The organism is Synechococcus sp. OH30, assembly GCF_047462175.1.
Taxonomy (GTDB): domain Bacteria; phylum Cyanobacteriota; class Cyanobacteriia; order Thermostichales; family Thermostichaceae; genus Thermostichus.
Map to the genome: position 1 here is coordinate 16,479 of NZ_JANSIP010000001.1, position 17,340 is coordinate 33,818.

The 17,340-nt window shown below is 57.0% G+C and carries 20 protein-coding genes and 1 pseudogene; 12 read left to right on the forward strand and 9 right to left on the reverse strand.

The window, feature by feature from the left end:
- Nucleotides 1-13: 13 nt before the first annotated feature.
- Complete coding sequence (locus NW830_RS00100; protein ID WP_414362780.1) at nucleotides 14-853, reverse strand: SDR family NAD(P)-dependent oxidoreductase; 840 nt, start codon at nucleotides 851-853, stop codon at nucleotides 14-16.
- 100 nt (nucleotides 854-953) lie between these two features.
- On the opposite strand from NW830_RS00100, the gene NW830_RS00105 reads away from it, so the two are divergent.
- On the forward strand, nucleotides 954-1,445 hold the full coding sequence (locus NW830_RS00105) for a YajQ family cyclic di-GMP-binding protein (RefSeq protein WP_414362781.1): 492 nt from the start codon (nucleotides 954-956) through the stop codon (nucleotides 1,443-1,445).
- Between the two features lie 127 nt (nucleotides 1,446-1,572).
- A complete protein-coding gene (locus tag NW830_RS00110; RefSeq protein ID WP_414362783.1) occupies nucleotides 1,573-2,247 on the forward strand; it encodes a DUF3318 domain-containing protein in 675 nt (224 codons plus the stop codon).
- Between the two features lie 312 nt (nucleotides 2,248-2,559).
- Here the strand turns inward: NW830_RS00110 and NW830_RS00115 are convergent, their stop codons facing one another.
- The 5 genes and pseudogenes from NW830_RS00115 to NW830_RS00135 all read right to left on the reverse strand — a co-directional run bounded on the left by NW830_RS00115 (nucleotide 2,560) and on the right by NW830_RS00135 (nucleotide 6,529).
- Entirely contained in the window at nucleotides 2,560-3,471 is a 912-nt protein-coding gene (locus NW830_RS00115) for a hypothetical protein (protein ID WP_414362815.1), read from the reverse strand.
- A 63-nt stretch (nucleotides 3,472-3,534) separates the two neighbouring features.
- Nucleotides 3,535-3,798: pseudogene (locus tag NW830_RS00120) on the reverse strand (BREX system ATP-binding domain-containing protein); the annotation flags it as partial.
- Complete coding sequence (locus tag NW830_RS00125) at nucleotides 3,795-4,739, reverse strand: hypothetical protein (RefSeq protein WP_414362785.1); 945 nt, start codon at nucleotides 4,737-4,739, stop codon at nucleotides 3,795-3,797. The gene NW830_RS00125 and the pseudogene NW830_RS00120, both read right to left, overlap by 4 nt.
- A complete protein-coding gene (locus NW830_RS00130; RefSeq protein ID WP_414362786.1) occupies nucleotides 4,736-5,503 on the reverse strand; it encodes a hypothetical protein in 768 nt (255 codons plus the stop codon). Before NW830_RS00130 ends, NW830_RS00125 begins: the two co-directional genes overlap by 4 nt.
- Before the next feature lie 72 nt (nucleotides 5,504-5,575).
- The gene (locus NW830_RS00135; protein WP_414362787.1) at nucleotides 5,576-6,529 is read right to left on the reverse strand and encodes an asparaginase; all 954 of its coding nucleotides are present in this window, start codon (nucleotides 6,527-6,529) and stop codon (nucleotides 5,576-5,578) included.
- A gap of 130 nt (nucleotides 6,530-6,659) precedes the next feature.
- Between NW830_RS00135 and NW830_RS00140 the strand changes: the two genes are divergently transcribed.
- The 4 genes from NW830_RS00140 to NW830_RS00155 all read left to right on the forward strand — a co-directional run bounded on the left by NW830_RS00140 (nucleotide 6,660) and on the right by NW830_RS00155 (nucleotide 9,859).
- On the forward strand, nucleotides 6,660-7,418 hold the full coding sequence (locus NW830_RS00140; RefSeq protein ID WP_414362789.1) for a sirohydrochlorin chelatase: 759 nt from the start codon (nucleotides 6,660-6,662) through the stop codon (nucleotides 7,416-7,418).
- A gap of 66 nt (nucleotides 7,419-7,484) precedes the next feature.
- A complete protein-coding gene (gene cobA / locus NW830_RS00145) occupies nucleotides 7,485-8,246 on the forward strand; it encodes a uroporphyrinogen-III C-methyltransferase (protein ID WP_414362790.1) in 762 nt (253 codons plus the stop codon).
- The gene (locus tag NW830_RS00150) at nucleotides 8,246-9,034 is read left to right on the forward strand and encodes an ABC transporter permease (protein WP_414362791.1); all 789 of its coding nucleotides are present in this window, start codon (nucleotides 8,246-8,248) and stop codon (nucleotides 9,032-9,034) included. The genes cobA and NW830_RS00150 overlap by 1 nt, the downstream gene beginning before the upstream one ends.
- Before the next feature lie 126 nt (nucleotides 9,035-9,160).
- Nucleotides 9,161-9,859, forward strand: coding sequence for a response regulator transcription factor (locus tag NW830_RS00155; protein ID WP_414362792.1), 699 nt, complete (start codon nucleotides 9,161-9,163; stop codon nucleotides 9,857-9,859).
- Here the strand turns inward: NW830_RS00155 and NW830_RS00160 are convergent.
- Together NW830_RS00160 and NW830_RS00165 are read right to left on the reverse strand one after the other, a co-directional pair.
- Nucleotides 9,839-10,102, reverse strand: a complete 264-nt coding sequence (locus NW830_RS00160) for a ParB N-terminal domain-containing protein (RefSeq protein ID WP_414362793.1) — start codon at nucleotides 10,100-10,102, stop codon at nucleotides 9,839-9,841. The two genes, NW830_RS00155 and NW830_RS00160, sit on opposite strands and share 21 nt — an antisense overlap.
- 377 nt (nucleotides 10,103-10,479) lie before the next feature.
- Nucleotides 10,480-10,650, reverse strand: a complete 171-nt coding sequence (locus NW830_RS00165; RefSeq protein ID WP_414362794.1) for a hypothetical protein — start codon at nucleotides 10,648-10,650, stop codon at nucleotides 10,480-10,482.
- On the opposite strand from NW830_RS00165, the gene NW830_RS00170 reads away from it, so the two are divergent.
- The 5 genes from NW830_RS00170 (at nucleotide 10,649) to NW830_RS00190 (ending at nucleotide 15,045) form a co-directional block, all read left to right on the forward strand.
- Nucleotides 10,649-11,104 carry an ABA4-like family protein gene (locus NW830_RS00170; protein ID WP_414362796.1) on the forward strand — a complete coding sequence of 152 codons (456 nt, stop codon included), beginning with the start codon at nucleotides 10,649-10,651 and terminating at the stop codon, nucleotides 11,102-11,104. The genes NW830_RS00165 and NW830_RS00170 overlap by 2 nt on opposite strands.
- A gap of 293 nt (nucleotides 11,105-11,397) precedes the next feature.
- A complete protein-coding gene (locus NW830_RS00175; protein ID WP_414404510.1) occupies nucleotides 11,398-12,087 on the forward strand; it encodes a hypothetical protein in 690 nt (229 codons plus the stop codon).
- 141 nt (nucleotides 12,088-12,228) lie between these two features.
- Nucleotides 12,229-12,651 (forward strand): archease, encoded by a 423-nt coding sequence (locus NW830_RS00180; protein ID WP_414362798.1) that lies wholly within the window; start codon nucleotides 12,229-12,231, stop codon nucleotides 12,649-12,651.
- Between the two features lie 75 nt (nucleotides 12,652-12,726).
- Nucleotides 12,727-14,094 (forward strand): RtcB family protein, encoded by a 1,368-nt coding sequence (locus NW830_RS00185; protein WP_414362800.1) that lies wholly within the window; start codon nucleotides 12,727-12,729, stop codon nucleotides 14,092-14,094.
- 330 nt (nucleotides 14,095-14,424) lie between these two features.
- Entirely contained in the window at nucleotides 14,425-15,045 is a 621-nt protein-coding gene (locus NW830_RS00190; protein WP_414362801.1) for a biotin transporter BioY, read from the forward strand.
- Between the two features lie 361 nt (nucleotides 15,046-15,406).
- Here the strand turns inward: NW830_RS00190 and gshB are convergent, their stop codons facing one another.
- Nucleotides 15,407-16,354: a glutathione synthase gene (gene gshB, locus NW830_RS00195; protein ID WP_414362803.1), complete on the reverse strand. Its 948-nt coding sequence runs from the start codon at nucleotides 16,352-16,354 to the stop codon at nucleotides 15,407-15,409.
- Nucleotides 16,355-16,598: 244 nt separating this feature from the next.
- Between gshB and NW830_RS00200 the strand changes: the two genes are divergently transcribed.
- The gene (locus NW830_RS00200) at nucleotides 16,599-17,327 is read left to right on the forward strand and encodes a pentapeptide repeat-containing protein (RefSeq protein WP_414362804.1); all 729 of its coding nucleotides are present in this window, start codon (nucleotides 16,599-16,601) and stop codon (nucleotides 17,325-17,327) included.
- Nucleotides 17,328-17,340 lie beyond the last annotated feature (13 nt).

Below are 17,340 nucleotides of genomic sequence, written 5' to 3' on the forward strand. Positions count from 1 at the left end.
GCCAAGGTAGAGCCTAAGACCAGTCAGGCAAACTTTGCAGCAAGGGGCCAACCCAGCCAGGAAAGAGGGTGTAGGCCCCTACTGCCCACTGGGCCATGCCAACGATCACCTCGGATTTGGACTGGCAAACCGCCTCCCAGATGGCTGCCGCCACCTCTTCTGGCTGGCTTACCCAGAAGCTCTCCAGGGCCTGCTGCATTCGCTGCCGTGCCCCGCTAGGGTGGGTTAAGTTTTCCTCCGCAGAAACCTCCGCTCCCGTCTCCTCCACAAAGACGGCCCGCTTGAGAAAATTGCTGTTGACTAGGCCCGGATGGACAGCGATGACCTGGATGCCGTGGGGTTGCAGCTCTAGACGCAGCGCCTCCGTCAGGCCACTGACTGCGTACTTGCTGGCACAATAGGCAGCCATCTGCGGCAGGGGCATTTTGCCGCCTATGGAGCCGACGTTGACAATCTGGCCTTTCTTGCGCTTGAGCATGTCGGGGAGCACCGCCCGGATAGTGTGCAGATAGCCCCAGAAGTTCACTGCCAGCAGCGCCTGCCAGTGTTCCAACGTAGTCTGCAGGAAAGGACCGCTCAGGCAGATGCCAGCGTTGTTGATGAGGCAGTCAATGCGCCCATAGCGCTCCAGGGTAGCCTCGACCAGCTTTTGCACCTGCTCCGGCTGCGTTACATCGGTGGGGACGGCCAACACCTCCGCATTGAAGCTTTGCTCCAGCTCGATAGCCGTCTGCTTCAGGGTTTCGGCGGTGCGGGCAGCCAGCGCCAGGCGGTAGCCACCGCGGGCGAAGGTGAAGGCTGTTGCCCTACCAATACCCTCGGAAGCGCCTGTAATTAAAACAACATTGGCCATCCTCCTGCTCCCCGGAACTTCTTTTTCTGTTGTAGCTTCTCCCGCCGTTGGGGAGCCCCTGATAGGCTTAGAGTACGGAATGCCAGTGAAGATAAGGGCTATGGCCTCCACCCACTCGTTTGATATTGTTAGCGACTTCAACCGGCAGGAGTTGGTGAACGCGCTGGATCAAGTGCAGCGGGAGGTCAAGCAGCGCTATGACCTCAAGGATACTCAGACGGAAATTAAGCTGGAGGAGGGATCCCTGACCATCACCACCGCCAGCGAGATGGCTCTCAACTCCATTCGGGATCTCCTCCTAACCAAAGCGGCCAAGCGGGGCCTCTCTCTGAAGATCTTTGACTTTCAGCCCCCGGAAAGTGCCGCTGGCAACCGGGTGCGCCAGGTGGTTCGCCTTAAAAAAGGCATCGACGCAGCGTTGGCCAAGCAGATTGCCAAGCAAATCCGCGACAACTTTAAGAAGGTGCAGCCCTCCATTCAAGGGGATCTGGTGCGGGTTTCCGGTAAAGACAAAGATGAGCTACAGGCGGTCATTCAAATGCTCAAGCAGCAGGATTACCCGGTAGCGCTGCAGTTTGTCAACTACCGCTAGCCCAGCAACAGCGGGCAAGGTTCCCGCCGCCCCTTGGCTTTAGGCTTTCTGGGAGCCAGCCCACAGAGAAGGCCAGAATCCTTTACCATGGGTAGTGATCTCCATCTCCAACTGCAGTTCTACCGCGATGTACACCATTTCTGAGTTTGATCGCCTAATCCAGTTTCTCCCGGTGGAGATCCGCCCCGAGGTGCAGATTGAGATTGGCTCCCCTGACCAATCTCGGGTTGTGCAACCACTCTGGCGCTTCCCCTGGCAGAAGTACACCCGCTTTGCCATTGACCTGAGCCGTTGGCAGAAGCTGAGCCCCGATCAACAGAAGATCTACTTTTTGCGGGAAGCCGTGATGGCCACTGAGCTGGCCTTGGGAGACAACTGGTCAGCGCTGTTGCTGTATCCTGCTCTCATTGGGGCGGGCACGATGGGCATTGTGGTGGAGCTGCAGATGGGGGATAACCTCGGCGTGGGCTTGGCAGCTGCTTTGGCAGCATCGGCGGCGTTTCTTTTGCGCAAAGCAGAGAAAGGCCAGAAGGCCCAGGTGGCAGCTGATGAGTTTGCCGTGCGCTATGCCTCCCAAAATGGCTACACCTCTGAACAGGCGGCTGCCATTCTGCTGAGTGCCCTGCAGCAGGTGGCTATCCTCGAAGATCGCGTTAAGAGCGACTACGACACCACCATGCGCCACCGCAACCTGGAGTTCCTGGCCCAGCGGGGTTTGGGATCCGGCACCTTGACCATCAATCCCAAGTACCGCAACAAGGGCCAGAACCCCAACCCCTACCAAAATCCCTTTCAGCGTTGAGCAGTTCCTGCAAACTAGGTGGGGGATGACTCCCGACCCTCATCTTTGTTGAGTAAGCACAACATGGCTGACGCCACGCTGCGCGAAGAGATAGCGTACCGGCTTCACGCTTCACTGACTTGTTGGTACAGAGGTCTCAGCATGCTGCCACCGTGCAACCCACGGCGGAAACCAGTCAGGGAAGCTCTCCAGAGATTTAACTCAATCTCTTCAACTGAAGCACGAACGGCTTTCATCCCGACACTGATTGGCTCTTCACCCATACAGTGCGGGGCTTCCCGCCGATTAAGTTTGAGGAGCACCTAGGCTTGCTTAAGCTTCCTCTTCCAGTTCTTGGATCTCTTCCGTAGGGGTGTGTCCAGTCGCTTTGTCTTCCTCAATCTGAACTGTACCAGTGGGGTTGTAGTACCGGCGCACATCCCACTCAGTAATCCAACGGCGAATAATTGACCGCACGGTAGTTGTGCCGTAAAGAGGAGGGAGCTGGAGCTCAGACGGTGATGGCCCTCCCCAATCAGGGTAGGCCTTTTGGTAGAGACCCGCCACCTTGTGCAACATCGCTTGAATGGCCTCCTGAGCTTCCGAACAGGAACGGAGGGGGATAGCCCGCCGAATGGCCTCCATGCCGGCCCTTACAGCTTCCTCAGAAACATGCTTCTGGCGCGCCATCTCAGGTGCCTTCTCCCAATCCCCTTTTTCCTGCAAGATAGACTGCTCAAAGTCGCGGGTTACTGCTCCCACTAGAATTAGCGGAGCTGCTTTTAGTTCTTCAGGTAAAGTTTCCTTGCCAAACAAATGGCCAAGAACGCGGTAGGACTTGACCCGCTGCAGGATGCTGTACTGTGCAATCAGCTCGATCTCATCCACCAAAACCACCAAGCCCCTGAGCCCTATGGCCCGACATAGCTGAGCAGAAAAAGCCAGGCGCTGCCAGTGCAAACTTTCCGCAGGAGGTAGCTTGCCGACGGAGTGAGCCCCTGCCAGACCGTGATCCCGAAGTCTCTGCCGCACCTCTGAGAGCCTCAGGGTGGATTCACCAGCCCAAAAGCGGACAATAGCATCTAGTTTCTCATCGTCACCCTCTAGCCTTTGGTGTAAAGCTAGAGTGGCCGGCCACCAGCCCTCTCCAAATCGCCATTGGTTAACCCAAAGCTGGAACTCCTGGAAAGAAGGCTGTTTGTACTGCAGACGACCTGCAATGCCTTGGAGCCCGCGCTCAGCCATGTCAGGGAGTTCGATTTCGGCAAGAATGCGGGGAATTAGGCGACTAGGATTGCCAAGAGGCAGCTCTTTAGAGATGACAACCAGCGAGGTGGCAAAACCCCGCTTCTTTGCTTTTTCCTGCAGAGTTAGTAGAAGATGAGACTTACCAGTTCCGAAGTCCCCCTTCACGAGCATCCCCCCAGGCTCTAAGCTGGGGGCGTTGCATAATTCCCAAAACTTCTCTTCGACCTCTTGTTGCCAAGAGCCAAGTTCTGCAACCGCAAATGGATTGGGAACACCGTTTCGCAGCGCTTCAATCGCTCTTCGGGCTACAAGTGATTCGCTCATTGAAGTTGAACCATAGTTGTACAAGGATTGGGATAATCGGGAGAATATACCTCGTTCTCAATTCGAGTTTGCAAGGCCCGGTACTTATGGTAGGACAAAAGTTCTGATTCAATAAAATCTGGAGGAGCCATGAAGATTAGAACTGTTTTCTCAAGCTTACTCTCTGCATCGATAAACTCTCGCAAGGTTTCGTAAAGCTCAATAATTTGCCTACGAGTGAAGATTGGACGTCCATTTTCTCTTCGCTCATAGTAATGAAACAGACTGACAAGAATTGCTGTGCAACCGAGCTGGCGCGTAAAAAGCCTTAGAAAAGAAAGTAGGATCTCTCGAGAATTTGTCCTATCAATCCTTCGAAAAATAGCTGCCCCACGCACTTGACTAATAGATTCCAGTGTGCCTTTGAGCCACTCCTGAACCGCAAGGCACAAACCTTCTAGAGTGCCTGGACTTTGGAGAGGCTCGTAGATAAGACGGGAAATAGCCTTGCGAAAGTCGAGAGCCAGAGAGTAGTCCTGAAAAATCAGCTTCTTAATTTCTCGCTGAAACTGTATGTTGATCTCGCGGGCCTCAACTTGGTAAAGCTCCGCCAGTTCCTCTAAAGTGCAGTGTTCTGAGCTGGGGGAGTATCCAATTTTTCTGAGAATGCTATAGCGCAGTTCTCTGGCAAAAGATTCCCAGTCCACCTTCTGAGCAAGGGCGAACCAAAAATTCTCAATTGAATGTAGATTGATGCACTCTTCGCTTAGATCAAAAAGCCGAAAAGAAGGAGGAGATAGCTTTTCCCGAAGAGATTTGTAGAGGCGGGAGTAGGAATCTTTTGGGACAACAGCTAGCTTGACGGTTGCACCACCCGCAGGGATGAAGGATCCCAGGTAGTCTTTCTCAAGACAACGCAGCCATAAATCAAGCTGTAGACGACTCTGGGTTTCCCCACTCATAGACGCTCAAACTCCAAAAGATAGTAAATATGTTCCTCACCGCGTTCATCGCGAATGCGATAGCAGCGACCTGAGCGCGTGCCTGTAGATGCAGAGAAGATCAAGCGATAGCCATCCACATTGTTGATTGGGTTTCGATCTAGAAGGTAAAGATGTCGTGTAAATTCTGCTTCTGTGTAGTCTGAGTTATTGAGGTGGAGAACATCGAAGACATCTCGCGCAGCTACACTTATGGAGTTAGGCAGTTGCTCCACACGCTTTCTCAGGTAGCCTGCCGCAATTCTTGCTGCCTTCCAAATGAGCTGAAGGACAGCCTGGGGATCAGTCTCTTTGCTCTTGGCGGCTCTTGCTCGCTTGATTGCCTCAGCAATAGCACTGGGCCGCTGGGATCGGAAAATCTTGCGGTCAATACGTACCCCCTCTCTGGCAAAGTGCACTAAGGCGGGAAAGGCCACAAAAATGTTGGGATTCTCGGTAGGAAGCCAGGGCTGGTCTACCCGTTCCCCCACTTCGCGGGCCAGGTCTTCGAGGGAGGAGGTGGACAAAGCTTGCTGGGCTTGTTCAAGAGCTCGCCTCACCAGCTCCACTTGGGAGAGAGCCTTGTTGAGGGCAGAGCCGCAGCTTTCTACCTGGCGGTTTACTGCTTGGAGATCTCCCCTTCTGCTAGCAGCTTGAGCACTGCCTACCGCTTTCGTCACTTTCTTAGTGAGCTCAACTAAGCTGGCCAGCTCGCCGTCGAGAGCTTTGAAAGACTCCTCAAACATTGTTCTTCCAATTTTTCGACAAGGTAGCACTGCCAGGGAGTAAGATGCAAGACTCAGCCCCGCTTGGATTGCTCAGGGCATGCGCAGCTCCCCTTCCACCTCCAGGCGGGTGTAGGGGCCGACGGCGAGGAAACGCTCCCCTAGCATTTCGGCAGCGGCAGGTTGGATCCAGCCCATGCGCTGCAGCAGGTGCAAAGCCAAGGCATATTTGGCGCGCGCTGCTCCGTCTTGGACCTTGATGGCCAGGCCCATCCCTTCCCCCACGCGCCCAATGCACTGGATCCCTTCGGCGCCGGACTTGCTAACCAGCTCGCCTTGGGTAGCCCGCATTAACTCGGTGTCGAAACATCCCTCGCCAGCCACCATTTCCGAATGGTGGGTCATGGCGCGGGCAATGGCCTCCAGCTCGGGTCGCTCGCCAGCGGTGAGCTGGGCATACAGGAAAGCCAAGTGGTTGAGTTGTAACTGGTAAGTGGGCACGCCGCAGTCGTCACGGGCAAACAAAAACTCTTCCGAGGGCATCTGCAATAGATCCGCCAACTTGGCTCGCACCAGGGCTTGCACCGGATGGTGCCGCTGGGCGTAGTCCGACAGAGTCCAGTTTTGGGCGCGGCTGGCCAGGAGCATGCCAGCATGTTTGCCGGAGCAGTTGTGGCACAGGGGGCTGGGCTTGCCAGGGGGGGTGGGGCAGACCAGCAGTTCCGGGGAGAGGTCGGCGCGCCAGAGCATGCTGAACACCTGCCGCGCGTGGGCCGCGGTGCCCTGATGGGATCCGCACATGATGGCGATGTCTTTCTCAGTAAGTCGATAGCGCTCCCGGATGCCGGTGGAAAGCATGGCCAGCGCCTGAAAGGGCTTGAGGGCAGAGCGGGCAAAGACTGGGGTGGTGCTTTTGCCAGCTACGGCTAGGGAGCGTCCGCGACTATCGGCCACCACCGCTTGGCAATGGTGGATAGATTCGGTCAAGCCCTCCCGCAAGACGTGGATCAACAGTTCAGGAGCAGAGGAGCGATTTTCAAATGACATGAAATCCTGGGAAAGGGCCGACGAGTCTGGAAAGGTATGTACCCATTATCTCATACGTCCAGATCCGGCGCGAAACCTTGCCGGAAGGGAGCAAAATGGAGCAGGTGCGTTTGGATCCCTCGGCTCTACCATGTCTTCAACTCCCCTGGTGTTTTTGGTCTGTCACGGCAGCCGGGATCCGGAATACCAGCAGGCGGCAGCGGACTTGCTAGCGCGGGTGCGGCAGCGGCTGGCTCCGCAGGCGGTGGAGCTGGTTCAACTGGAAAGTGGGTCCTTAAGCCTGGGGGAGCAGATTCACAGCCACTTGGCGGCTCAGCGGCCTAGGCTCGCCAGCCCAGTAGTGCTGGTATCGCTCTTTATGGGCGGGGGATCCCATGTGGAGGAGGATCTGCCGGCTGCTCTGGAGGAGCTTCGTGCCCGCTGGCCCCGGCTAAAGCTGCTTTTGACACCGCCCATCGGTCAGCACCCGGCCCTCCTTGATCTGTTGGCAGCGCGCATGGTGGCAGCGCAACACCTAGGCGATCCTGTACATGGCTGGATCCTATTTGGCCACGGCAGCCGCCTGCCTAGCTTTGCCGCCCAACTCGAAGCTGGGATCCGAGTGCTGGAACAGCGCCTGCCCGGGATCCTGATTCACCCGGCTTTTGCTGCCCAGCCTCCTACGCTAGAGGCCACTGTCATTCGCTGCTTGCGCCTAAGCCAGTACCGCCTGCGGGTGCTGCCCTTTTTCCTCTTTCCGGGGAGCTTGTTGCGCTCATTGCAAGACCAGGTGCGGCAGCTGCGGCGGCAGTGGCCCTTGTTGCAGCTGGAGGTAGAGCCACCCCTCTGGCGAGATCCCCAATTGATGCAGGCAATTGTTGAGACAGTCCGGATGGCCTGTCCTAGCTAGATGGGCTGGTCAAACCTGTCCTGCTTAAGCAGAATGGATCTTTCCAGGAGGCTGTTGGGATTCAAGATGGGCAAGGTGTATCTGGTGGGGGCAGGGCCTGGGGATCCGGGGCTGCTGACGGTGAAGGGCAAGGCCCTGCTTGCCCATGCGGATGTGGTGATCTACGATGCCCTGGTGGGATCCGCCATTTTAAATTTGATCCCCCCAACGGCAGAACGAATCTACGCTGGCAAGCAATGTGGCGCCCATACCCTCCCCCAGGAGCAGATCACGGCCTTGCTGATTGAGAAAGCCCAGACAGCAGCCGTAGTGGTGCGCCTGAAGGGGGGGGATCCCTTTATCTTTGGGCGGGGGGGAGAGGAGATGTTGGCGCTGGTGCAGGCCGGGATCCCCGTGGAGGTGGTGCCGGGAATTACGGCGGGCATAGCTGCCAGCGCCTATGCCGGGATCCCGCTCACCCATCGAGAGCTCAGCTCCTCAGTTGCCTTCGTAACTGGCCATGAGGCGGTGGGGAAATACCGCCCCCAGGTCAATTGGCGCGCCCTAGCCGAGGCTGTGGAAACCTTGGTGATCTACATGGGCATTCATAACCTCGGCCACATTGCCACCGAATTGTTGGCCGGCGGCAAAGCTCCCGATACACCAGTGGCCTTAATCCGCTGGGGTACCACTCCAGAGCAGGAGATCCATCTGCTGCGCTTGGACAGCTTGGTTGCCCAGCCACCGCCAGTGTTGCCCCCTGCCATTGTGGTTATTGGAGCGGTAGTCACGCTGGCCAACGTCTTGCCCACCTTGCGTCCTTTGCCTCCCCTACCGGCAGGGTCTTGATGAAGGTTTTTTTGCGCAAGCTGGCTGCTCTCTGCTCCGCCTACTACGCCTACATGCTGGAGTACCGGGCGGAACTCCTTTTGTGGGCGTTGGCTGCATCTTTACCCTTAATCATGATGGGGCTCTGGAGCGAGGCCGCTCGCTCGGGGAACTTTGCCCTATCTTCCCTGGAGTTCATCCGCTATTTCCTAGCGGTGTTCCTGGTGCGCCAGTTCACCATCATCTGGGTAATCTGGGATTTTGAGCGAGAGATTGTGGAGGGGAAGCTCTCGCCGCGTCTGTTGCAACCTCTGGATCCTGCTTGGCACCACGTGGTTAGCCACCTCATGGAACGCCTTGCCCGCCTTCCCTTTACGGTGGCTTTGCTTGCCCTCTTCTTCTTGCTCTACCCCCGCGCTTTTTGGATCCCCTCTTGGCAACAAGTGGCCCTTGGATCCCTGGCTATTCTGTTGGCTTTTGCCCTGCGTTTTCTTATGCAGTACACGCTGGCCCTGCTGGCCTTTTGGGTGGAGCGAATATCAGCTCTAGAGCAGTTTCACTTTTTGGTGTACTTGTTCCTCTCGGGTGTAATTGCCCCCTTAGAGGTGTTTCCGCCGGCAGTGCGCCAGGTCTTAGCCTGGACGCCCTTTCCCTACTTGGTGCATTTTCCCGCCAGCCTCTGGGTGGGGATCCCGCAAGACCTCCTGCGCGGTTTTGGCATGAGCCTGGCTTGGCTGGGGCTGTTTTGGCTGGTCAACCGTTGGCTATGGCGAAAGGGCCTGCAACGCTACTCAGGGATGGGGGCTTAGTCCTTGCTGCCCGCAGAGCCTGAACTGCCTCCCGCCCCCTGCAGCGATTATCATGGGCTAGGGATCTCCAGGTTAACTGCGAGGATCTCAGGAGTCTCTCCTGCGTCAACTCCCCTTTGGATCATTATGAAGCGTGTCCTCGTTGTGGATGACGATCCCCTTGCCCTCAAGGTGCTAAGCCGCCATCTTAGCCAGCATGGCTATCGGGTTTGCACAGCCACTTCCGGCAGAGAAGGATTGCGCCTGTTTGCTGAAGAGCAGCCGGATGTGGTGGTGTCGGACGTGGTGATGCCGGAAATGAACGGTTTTGAGTTCTGCCGGCAGCTGCGCCAACAGCGGGGTGGTGAGCTCGTCCCCTTTATCTTTCTCTCTTCCCGGGGCGAATTGGGCGACCGCATTCAGGGCTATGAGTGGGGAGCCGATGACTACATCATCAAGCCCTTTGAGCCATTGGAGTTGGTGGCCAAGATCGAGGCGCAGATTGAACGATCCCGCCGCACTCAATTAGAGATCCTCCGTCTCATCCAGCAGCAGAACTCCGCTAAAGCTGAAACTGCCCCTCGCCCTCGCTTGGCGGAGCTCAAGTTAACCCCCGCCGAGGAGCGGGTGTTTCGGGAGGTGGTCCAGGGCTACACCAATAAGCAGATTGGCGAAAGGCTGTGCATTAGCCCACGCACTGTCCAGACCCACCTGACTAATATTCTCAGCAAGCTTTCTCTGGAAAACCGCTCCCAACTGGTGCGCTTTGCCTATGAGCGGGGCTACATTTCCCAGGCAGAGCTGGGCGATAAAGGGATCCCTCCCTCAAGCCAAATGAAGCCTTAAAACAGCAGGGGTGGCCTTGCGCACGCGGCACGGGATCCGATCCCTGCCCAGGCGGACAAAGGCCTCATAGCGGTGGCAGCCCGAGAAGCCGTAGTACTTTCCCTCCACCTCCAAAACCTCAATCGGCTCCTGCAGGCCTATTTCCTGGATGGAAGCCATCAGTGCCCGCACCTTCTCCGGATCCGTTTGCCGCGGCAGCGGGCGACAAATCTGCTGCAGGGGAATCTCGCGAATCTCCACCATGCCAACTCTCCTTCTGCGTTGGACCTCTTAATCATACTCGTTATGAGTTTGGTTTGTCAGCCCTTGGCAAGAAGGAGGAAGGCATGGCAGGATAACGCCGTTTCCCCTTTGCGCCTTCGCAAGAAGCCAAGCCATATGTGGCCACTCCTCAAAGTTCTGTGGGGAAAGCTCGCCTCTCCAGCCAAGACGGCGCCCAAGCCTAGCAGCCCTCTCCCTGGAATGCCCTTGCTGCCACCTGGGAACCTGCCGCCTCAGTTACAGCAGCCCAGCAAGGCAGGGCTTACCGCAGCCCAGCAGGGAGAGAAACCTAGGGTGTTGCTCTCTTCTCCGGAGCAATCCCCCGACGCTGAGGCAGGAGAATCCCGTATTGGCCCAGCTCAACCTACCTCCGCGGCCAAAAGCATTAGCCATCTCTGGGCCTTGAGCGATAGCGGATCCCGGATTTCTCGCATTGCCGCCACCAGCAACAGTGGCCGTCGTGCTGTCAGCTCTATTGCAGGGGTTGTGAGGCCGAGAATAGACAGGTAATGTTGGAGGTTGCCAAGCATGCTGGAGATAATCTTTAACGCAGCCAACTGGTTCGCGCTACCTTTTTGGGCCTTGATGATTCTGCTGCCGGGTTGGGGGGTAACCCGTAGGGTAATGGCATCGCTCTTGCCCATTGCCCTTTTGGCAGCAGTTTATCTCTATCTTCTGGTGAGCGGGTTTAACGCAGGGACTCTTGGAGAGTTTTCCAATCCCCAGCTTTCTCTGAGCACTCTGACGGCTCTCTTTAGCCAGCCCTCGGTGATGGCTACGGGATGGGTTCACTACATCGTCATGGATTTGTTTGTGGGGCGCTGGATCTTCCTGGAGGGGTGGGAAAAGCGGGTATGGACCACCCATTCGCTACTTTTGTGCTTGTTTGCCGGGCCAGTGGGCTTGCTCTCCCATCTGCTTACGGTGGCGGTTGTCCAGGCATATCGGCAGAAGCAGTCAGGACTGCCGCAGGAGTCGGCGTAACCGCTCCCTACCGCTGCAGATTCCGTGGTTCAGGACCAAGGGTGTGGCAGGTTTTTCGGCCTGCTTGTAGAAGGCTAGGGGTGGGGCGCCACAACAAGGGGCTGGAGGGAGGGATCCCAGGGTCCCCCAGCAAGACGGAGTTCTTAGAGGCTAGGATCTGGGATAGGAGCCTTCGGCCTTGAGGCCGGAGAGACGGTTCAATGAGGACTAGAGGCGTAACTTGGTTTCCCCCGCTTCAGCTTGACCTGCGTCCTCAGCAGTGGCTAGAGAGCTGCCTTGGAGCAGCAGCCGCGGTGGCCCTTATGGCTGGAGCGGCCTGGGGGCGGCCTGTACTAGAGGTGCGCATGACCATGGGCCTGCCCATCAGCCCCAATTACTGGTACATGGTGGCCCTTAGCCGAGCCGGTAGCCCCGGTCCCACTGCCAACCTGGTGGATCCCAGTGTCCGCGTCGGGCCCAATGAGTACGCTTTTGTGCGGGACTGGGACTACCTCATTCGGGTTACCCCCCTCAACGAGGAGTCCGTCTTGCAAGCCACCATTCAGCGCTTTGGTGAGCAGGAGCGGGAGTTTGCCGTCGGCTTCAACCAGGTGCGGGTTGAGCGCGTTAACCGTGACCGCGACACCCTTAGGTTCCGAATCGACCTCTCGGAGTTAGAAGGCCTAGACGGGCAAAACCAGGATATCCAGGTGGCTTTGCTCACCGCCCGCGCCCCCTTTCGCGTTGCTCCCGAAGAAACGAATCTAGCCATTGATGCCACTCGCGGCGAGCTACCCAACTACTATCGCCTCAGTCTCTCCAACCAGCGGCAAGTGGTCGTCGACGATCCCCAACGCCAAGAGACGATGCGCCGCAGCCGTGAGTTACTCCAACAAAGTGGCTCTGGAGGCGGTCTCACGCGCGAGCTCATTGAGGGAGGAGCGCTAGAGATTTTGGCGGCCAACATCCTCACCTTTGAGTTACGTCTTCTTTCCGGTTTCTAGGGATCCCCTGCGTGGGAAGTTGTCAACTCAAACCTGCAGAACCCCCGTGCTGTAGCCGTAGGGTCAGCGGCAGGAGGATGTCAGTCTAGGTGGCAGGTGGCCTCTGGCTTTGGTCTGCAAAAGATAGCTAAGGAGACTGCCGTGGTACAGGCAAAATGGGAGCATTTTGAACACATGGCCGACATTGGCGTCCGCGGCTATGGGGCAACGCCAGAGGAAGCTTTTGCCCAGGCAGCTCTGGCCCTAACCGCTGTAATCACTGACCTGGATAAGGTGGCTCTGACGGAGCGGATAGAGATCGAGCTAGAAAATTCAGGCGATCTAGAACCTGTGTTGGTGGATTTTCTCAACGCAGTGATCTACGAGATGGCAGTTAGAGGAATGTTGTTTGGAAAAGTTGAAGTGCATCTTGCAGAAGACCATCTCAAGGCTAGCCTGTGGGGGGAAAGAGTTGACCGCATCAAGCACCGACCGGCAGTAGAAGTTAAAGGGGCAACTTACACGCAACTCAAGGTGGCCCAAGAGGGTGAGCTTTGGGTGGCACAGTGTGTGGTGGACGTGTAAGGGAGGCAGTCTATGGATATCAGGAAACTTGAGCGTGTAGATGAGACGGTCTGGCGCATTCCTCCTAAAGGCAAAATGCGTGTCCCGGTCCTCATCTTTGCCGATGAGGAGTTAATCCGGGAGATGGACGACAAAGTGGCTGAGCAGGCCAGCAACGTGACCACCTTGCCAGGGATCGTGGGAGCGTGTTACGTGATGCCGGACGCCCACTGGGGCTATGGCTTTCCCATTGGTGGGGTGGCCGCCTTCGATGCGGAAGAAGGGGGAGTGATTTCCGCTGGCGGAGTGGGATTTGACATCTCCTGCGGGGTAAGAACCCTGCGGACGGGGCTGACGCGCGAAGAAGTGGAGGAAGCAGCAGAACCCTTAGCCAATGCCTTGTATGCCAGCGTACCGGTAGGGCTCGGCAGCCGCAGCAAGCTTTCCTTGAGCGACAAAGAGATGGAAGCCATGCTGGAAGGTGGGGCAGAATGGGCTGTGGCTCAAGGCTACGGCAAGAAGGAAGACCTAGAGCGCATCGAAGAACATGGCCGCATGCGGGGAGCAAAGCCAGGCGAAGTCTCCGCCTACGCCCGTGAGCGCCAGCGGCGCGAGATGGGAACCCTAGGCTCAGGTAACCACTACCTCGAAGTCCAGGTTGTCGATGAGATCTACGATCCCGAGGTTGCCGAGAGTTTTGGTCTCAAGCAAGGGGAAGTCGTCATTACTATTCACTGCGGCTCGCGGGGCTTGGGTCACCAGATTGGCACTGAATATTTGAAGAAGATGCAACAGGCGGCTAAAGAGCACGGCATAGAACTACCTGATCGCGAGCTGGCGTGTGCGCCCTTGCAGTCCAAGGTGGGGCAAAGCTACCTGGGAGCAATGCGGGCAGCCGTCAACTGCGCCTTGGCTAACCGCCAGATCATCACCCACTGGGTGCGCCAGGTATTCGCCGAGCTTTTTCCCAAGGCTGAACTCGACCTCATCTACGATGTCTCCCACAACACCTGCAAGGAGGAGACCCATATCATAGAGGGGAAAAAACGCCGCCTGTTTGTCCACCGCAAGGGGGCAACGCGCGCTTTTGGGCCTGGCCACCCAGAGCTCCCTCAAGCTTTTCGTTCTGTTGGTCAGCCGGTTATCATCGGTGGCTCCATGGGCACGGCCTCCTATATTCTAGTTGGCACCGAGCAAGGCGAGGCACTTTCCCTCTCTTCAGCTTGCCACGGCGCCGGAAGGGCAATGAGTCGCAACCAGGCCCTCAAGGCCTGGACAGGGCAGGAGATTATCGAACAACTGCGACGGCGCGGCGTCATTGTGCGCAGTCCTTCTCTGCGGGGGGTAGCTGAGGAAGCGCCCCAGGCCTACAAAAACGTGGACAAAGTTGTGCGCGCTGCCGACCAAGCCAAGATTGCGAAACTCGTAGCGCGCTTAAAGCCCATTCTGTGTATCAAAGGCTAGCTATTCCCCAACAAGGGGAGGCCATTTTTGGGGGCTTAATGGCCCCTTTTTTGTTGTTGCCAATTCCTAGGGAAACAGTTCGGCAGTCTAGGCACTTGAAGAGAGGCCAATCTGGATTTTCCAACTTCTAGGGAAGCTGTTGAGTGCTCAGCTGCAGCCAGTGCTTTAGCGAAGCGGACAGCTTATCCACATGAGGTTTTGCCGTGCTTGTGAGTTATTACTCAAGATGTGTTTGCCCAAGCACGGATCCTCTAGAAGAAGTTGGCGTGTGCTTCCTCCTTTTTGTATTGCGGTATACTGCGCTTTGTACCTCGATACTGCAGGTGCTTTATGACTGCCACTTACCTACCCTTAGCCCAGACTTTTCTGCCCCGTCCTTCTCGCGTTCGCGATCTGCTGCTGGTGGTGGGAGGGAGCCTAGTCGTAGCTGCTCTAGCGCAGGTGCGGATCCCTTTGCCTTTTACGCCGGTACCCATCACTGGACAAACCTTTGGGGTAATGCTGGTGGGGGCAGGCTTGGGGGCCAGGCTGGGCTTTCTTGCCTTGCTGCTGTATCTGCTGGAGGGGTTACTAGGACTGCCCTTCTTCTCCGGCGGCGGAGCTGGTCTCAAACACCTAACTGGGGCAACAGGAGGCTACCTGCTGGCTTTTCCCCTGGCTGCAGCGCTGATGGGCTGGTTTGTAGAGCGCTGGGGGGCGGATCGCAGTCCTTGGAAGATGGCAGCAGCCATGCTCTCCTGCTCAGTTTTGATCTACGCTCTGGGAGCTACCTGGCTGGGAGTATGGCTGAACGAGAATGTCGGCCCCACCTCCGTCTTGGCGGTGCTCAGCAAGGGGGTGTTTCCCTTCATCCCCGGCGATGGGTTGAAGTGTGGGCTGGCGGCAGTCCTGTTGCCCGCCACTTGGCGCTGGCTAGGGCGGAAGCAGCCAGCAGCTGCTCCCGAATCCTAGGGGGCAGGATTGGCCTGGCGAGAATCTAAAAAAAAGATGATGTTTGCCGGGATCGAGTTCTTTTTCTGGGATTCTAGTACTTGATCAAAGCGGTGTTCAAAGCCACCCATTAATGGAGCGCTTCTTATTTTGCTCTAGGGCTTTGTAGGTCGCTGGCCGGTCGCGACAGGCCCCCTTTGGGGGCTATTTTTATTGAATTGACAGCGCTGAAGAGTTTTTGATAGCTGAGAACCTGAATACAACTCGGTGAGGGATGGGAGTACGTCACTGGACTTTATAAGCCCCCCGCAACGATGGGGTAGAAGGTCTTGGCTGGAGAAATTCCCGTGGCTGCATGCATCTAAATGAGTGCGGGGGGAGGTTAGGTTTTAACAGGCACTTTTTTCTCCAACCACTCGGCCACTTGGTTAGCCAGATCAACTCCCTGTAACTGACTGATCTCCCGCAACATCGTTGGGCTAGTAACGTTAACCTCCGTCAGCCGCTCACCAATTACGTCAATGCCTACAAAGTAGAGTTTCTCCTGGCGCAGTACTGGCGCCAAAGCTGCGCAGAGAGCCCGTTCTTTTTCGGTAATCTCAGTTTTCTCCACCCGACCGCCGGCAGCCACATTGCCGCGAAAATCCCCCTCGCCGGGAATGCGATTGACGGCGCCCAAAGGTTCACCCTCTAGCAACAAAATGCGCTTATCTCCCGCTGCTGCCTGGGGCAGATACTCTTGCACCATCACGGGCAGCCGGCCAAATTGAGTGCTCAGCTCGATGAGGGAATTGAGGTTGGGATCGCCGGCGTTGGCCCGCAGGATCCCTTCTCCTCCTTTGCCGCCCAGGGGCTTGAGCACTGCTTGCCCCACCTGCTCGACAAATTGGCGGAGCAAGGCCTTATTGCTGCTAACACAGGTGCGCGGGATCCACTCTTTAAATTGCAGGGCATAGAGCTTTTCGTTGGCGGAGCGGATGCCAGCGGGATGGTTGAGTACCAAGGTACGGCTGGGAGGGAGGCGATCCAAGAGGTAGGTGGCATAGAGATAGGCTGTATCCACCGGCGGATCCTTGCGCATCCATACCGCCTGCATTTGGCTCAAGGGCACCAGGCGCCGTTCTTTGACCTCGTACCAGGGATCCGCCTTTAGATCCAGCCGGATTTCAGATACCGCCCCCCAGGTTTCTCCCTGATCCCAGTAGAGATCGGCTAGTTCTAGGCAAAAAATGCGGTGCCCGCGTCGCTGCAGCGCCTCCATCAAGGCAACGCTGGTGTCGTGGCCCACCTGCAACTGGGGCAGTGGATCGAGGATAAAGGCTACCTGCATAGAGGGTTAGGGTTCACAGAAGAAGGGCTGCCCTGAGTATGCAATAAATCAAGGCCAATTCAACTAGAAGGCCATCTCGGCAAGGGTTGCCAGAACAGCTGGCGGAGAGCCGTTGTTAACTTCCTCTTAACCTCAGCAGGCGGTGCAAACGTTAGCCTGGTAGCTAGGGGTCTTTGTGAGCTAGCGGTCAGTTGCTAGCGGGGTTGATCGAGTTTCTAGACTGCTTGTAGGGAATAGCCAGCCTGTGAGTGCCCCTCCCTCTCAGCCCTTGGAGCCGGTTCGCATTGAAACCACGCGGGACTTGCTAGCAGCCCTGCGGGAAGGACGCTCCCTGGTGGGTGCCAACCTCGAAGGTGCTTACCTCTCGCGAGGCCTGTTCGACCGCATTCAAATGCCCAAGGCCAACCTGACGCGGGCCAATTTGCGCTCCCTTAGCATGCAGCAGGCGGATCTGCGGCTGTGTAACTTTCGCCGTGCCGAGATGGAGCGGGCCAATTTTGCCGCTTCAGATCTGCGGGGATCCAGCTTCAGTCAAGCCGTGGGAGACTACAGCAACTTCACCGCTGCCAAGCTGGACAAAAGCAGCTTTCGGGGAGGGCGTTTCAGCCACTCCATCTTTCGCGCGGCTAGCCTGGTAGCTGCCAACCTGACAGAGGGGAACTTTTTCGGCGCCGACTTTCGCCAAGCCAACCTATTTCGCTGCAACCTCTCCCAGGCTGTCCTGGCCAGTTGTCAGTTGCAGGAGGCCAACCTTGACCAGGCCCTCCTGGTGGGGGCCAATCTACAAGAGGCCCAAATTGAGGGGGCCAGCTTTGTTGGCGCCGACTTTACCGACGCCAAGCTCTCCGAGGAAATGCGCAAGTTCTTGATTGAGCACGCCAGCGGCACCAACGAACTAACCCAGCGGGACACCCTCAACACGCTGCTGGCGGGGCTTCAGCCCAAGTCGCGCAAGCTATTTGGGTTGCTGTAGAGGCCTACTGGCT

Bases quoted from the DNA above. Each gene is read 5' to 3' on its own strand.
- NW830_RS00160 (WP_414362793.1), bottom strand. From the start codon at position 10,102: ATGGTGGAGATTCGCGAGATTCCCCTGCAGCAGATTTGTCGCCCGCTG.
- NW830_RS00110 (WP_414362783.1), top strand. From the start codon at position 1,573: ATGTACACCATTTCTGAGTTTGATCGCCTAATCCAGTTTCTCCCGGTG.
- NW830_RS00185 (WP_414362800.1), top strand. From the start codon at position 12,727: ATGCGTGTCCCGGTCCTCATCTTTGCCGATGAGGAGTTAATCCGGGAG.
- NW830_RS00155 (WP_414362792.1), top strand. From the start codon at position 9,161: ATGAAGCGTGTCCTCGTTGTGGATGACGATCCCCTTGCCCTCAAGGTG.
- NW830_RS00135 (WP_414362787.1), bottom strand. From the start codon at position 6,529: ATGTCATTTGAAAATCGCTCCTCTGCTCCTGAACTGTTGATCCACGTC.
- NW830_RS00190 (WP_414362801.1), top strand. From the start codon at position 14,425: ATGACTGCCACTTACCTACCCTTAGCCCAGACTTTTCTGCCCCGTCCT.
- NW830_RS00115 (WP_414362815.1), bottom strand. From the start codon at position 3,471: ATGGCTGAGCGCGGGCTCCAAGGCATTGCAGGTCGTCTGCAGTACAAA.
- NW830_RS00165 (WP_414362794.1), bottom strand. From the start codon at position 10,650: ATGCTTGGCAACCTCCAACATTACCTGTCTATTCTCGGCCTCACAACC.
- NW830_RS00105 (WP_414362781.1), top strand. From the start codon at position 954: ATGGCCTCCACCCACTCGTTTGATATTGTTAGCGACTTCAACCGGCAG.
- gshB (WP_414362803.1), bottom strand. From the start codon at position 16,354: ATGCAGGTAGCCTTTATCCTCGATCCACTGCCCCAGTTGCAGGTGGGC.
- NW830_RS00150 (WP_414362791.1), top strand. From the start codon at position 8,246: ATGAAGGTTTTTTTGCGCAAGCTGGCTGCTCTCTGCTCCGCCTACTAC.
- NW830_RS00130 (WP_414362786.1), bottom strand. From the start codon at position 5,503: ATGTTTGAGGAGTCTTTCAAAGCTCTCGACGGCGAGCTGGCCAGCTTA.
- cobA (WP_414362790.1), top strand. From the start codon at position 7,485: ATGGGCAAGGTGTATCTGGTGGGGGCAGGGCCTGGGGATCCGGGGCTG.
- NW830_RS00125 (WP_414362785.1), bottom strand. From the start codon at position 4,739: ATGAGTGGGGAAACCCAGAGTCGTCTACAGCTTGATTTATGGCTGCGT.
- NW830_RS00140 (WP_414362789.1), top strand. From the start codon at position 6,660: ATGTCTTCAACTCCCCTGGTGTTTTTGGTCTGTCACGGCAGCCGGGAT.
- NW830_RS00170 (WP_414362796.1), top strand. From the start codon at position 10,649: ATGCTGGAGATAATCTTTAACGCAGCCAACTGGTTCGCGCTACCTTTT.
- NW830_RS00100 (WP_414362780.1), bottom strand. From the start codon at position 853: ATGGCCAATGTTGTTTTAATTACAGGCGCTTCCGAGGGTATTGGTAGG.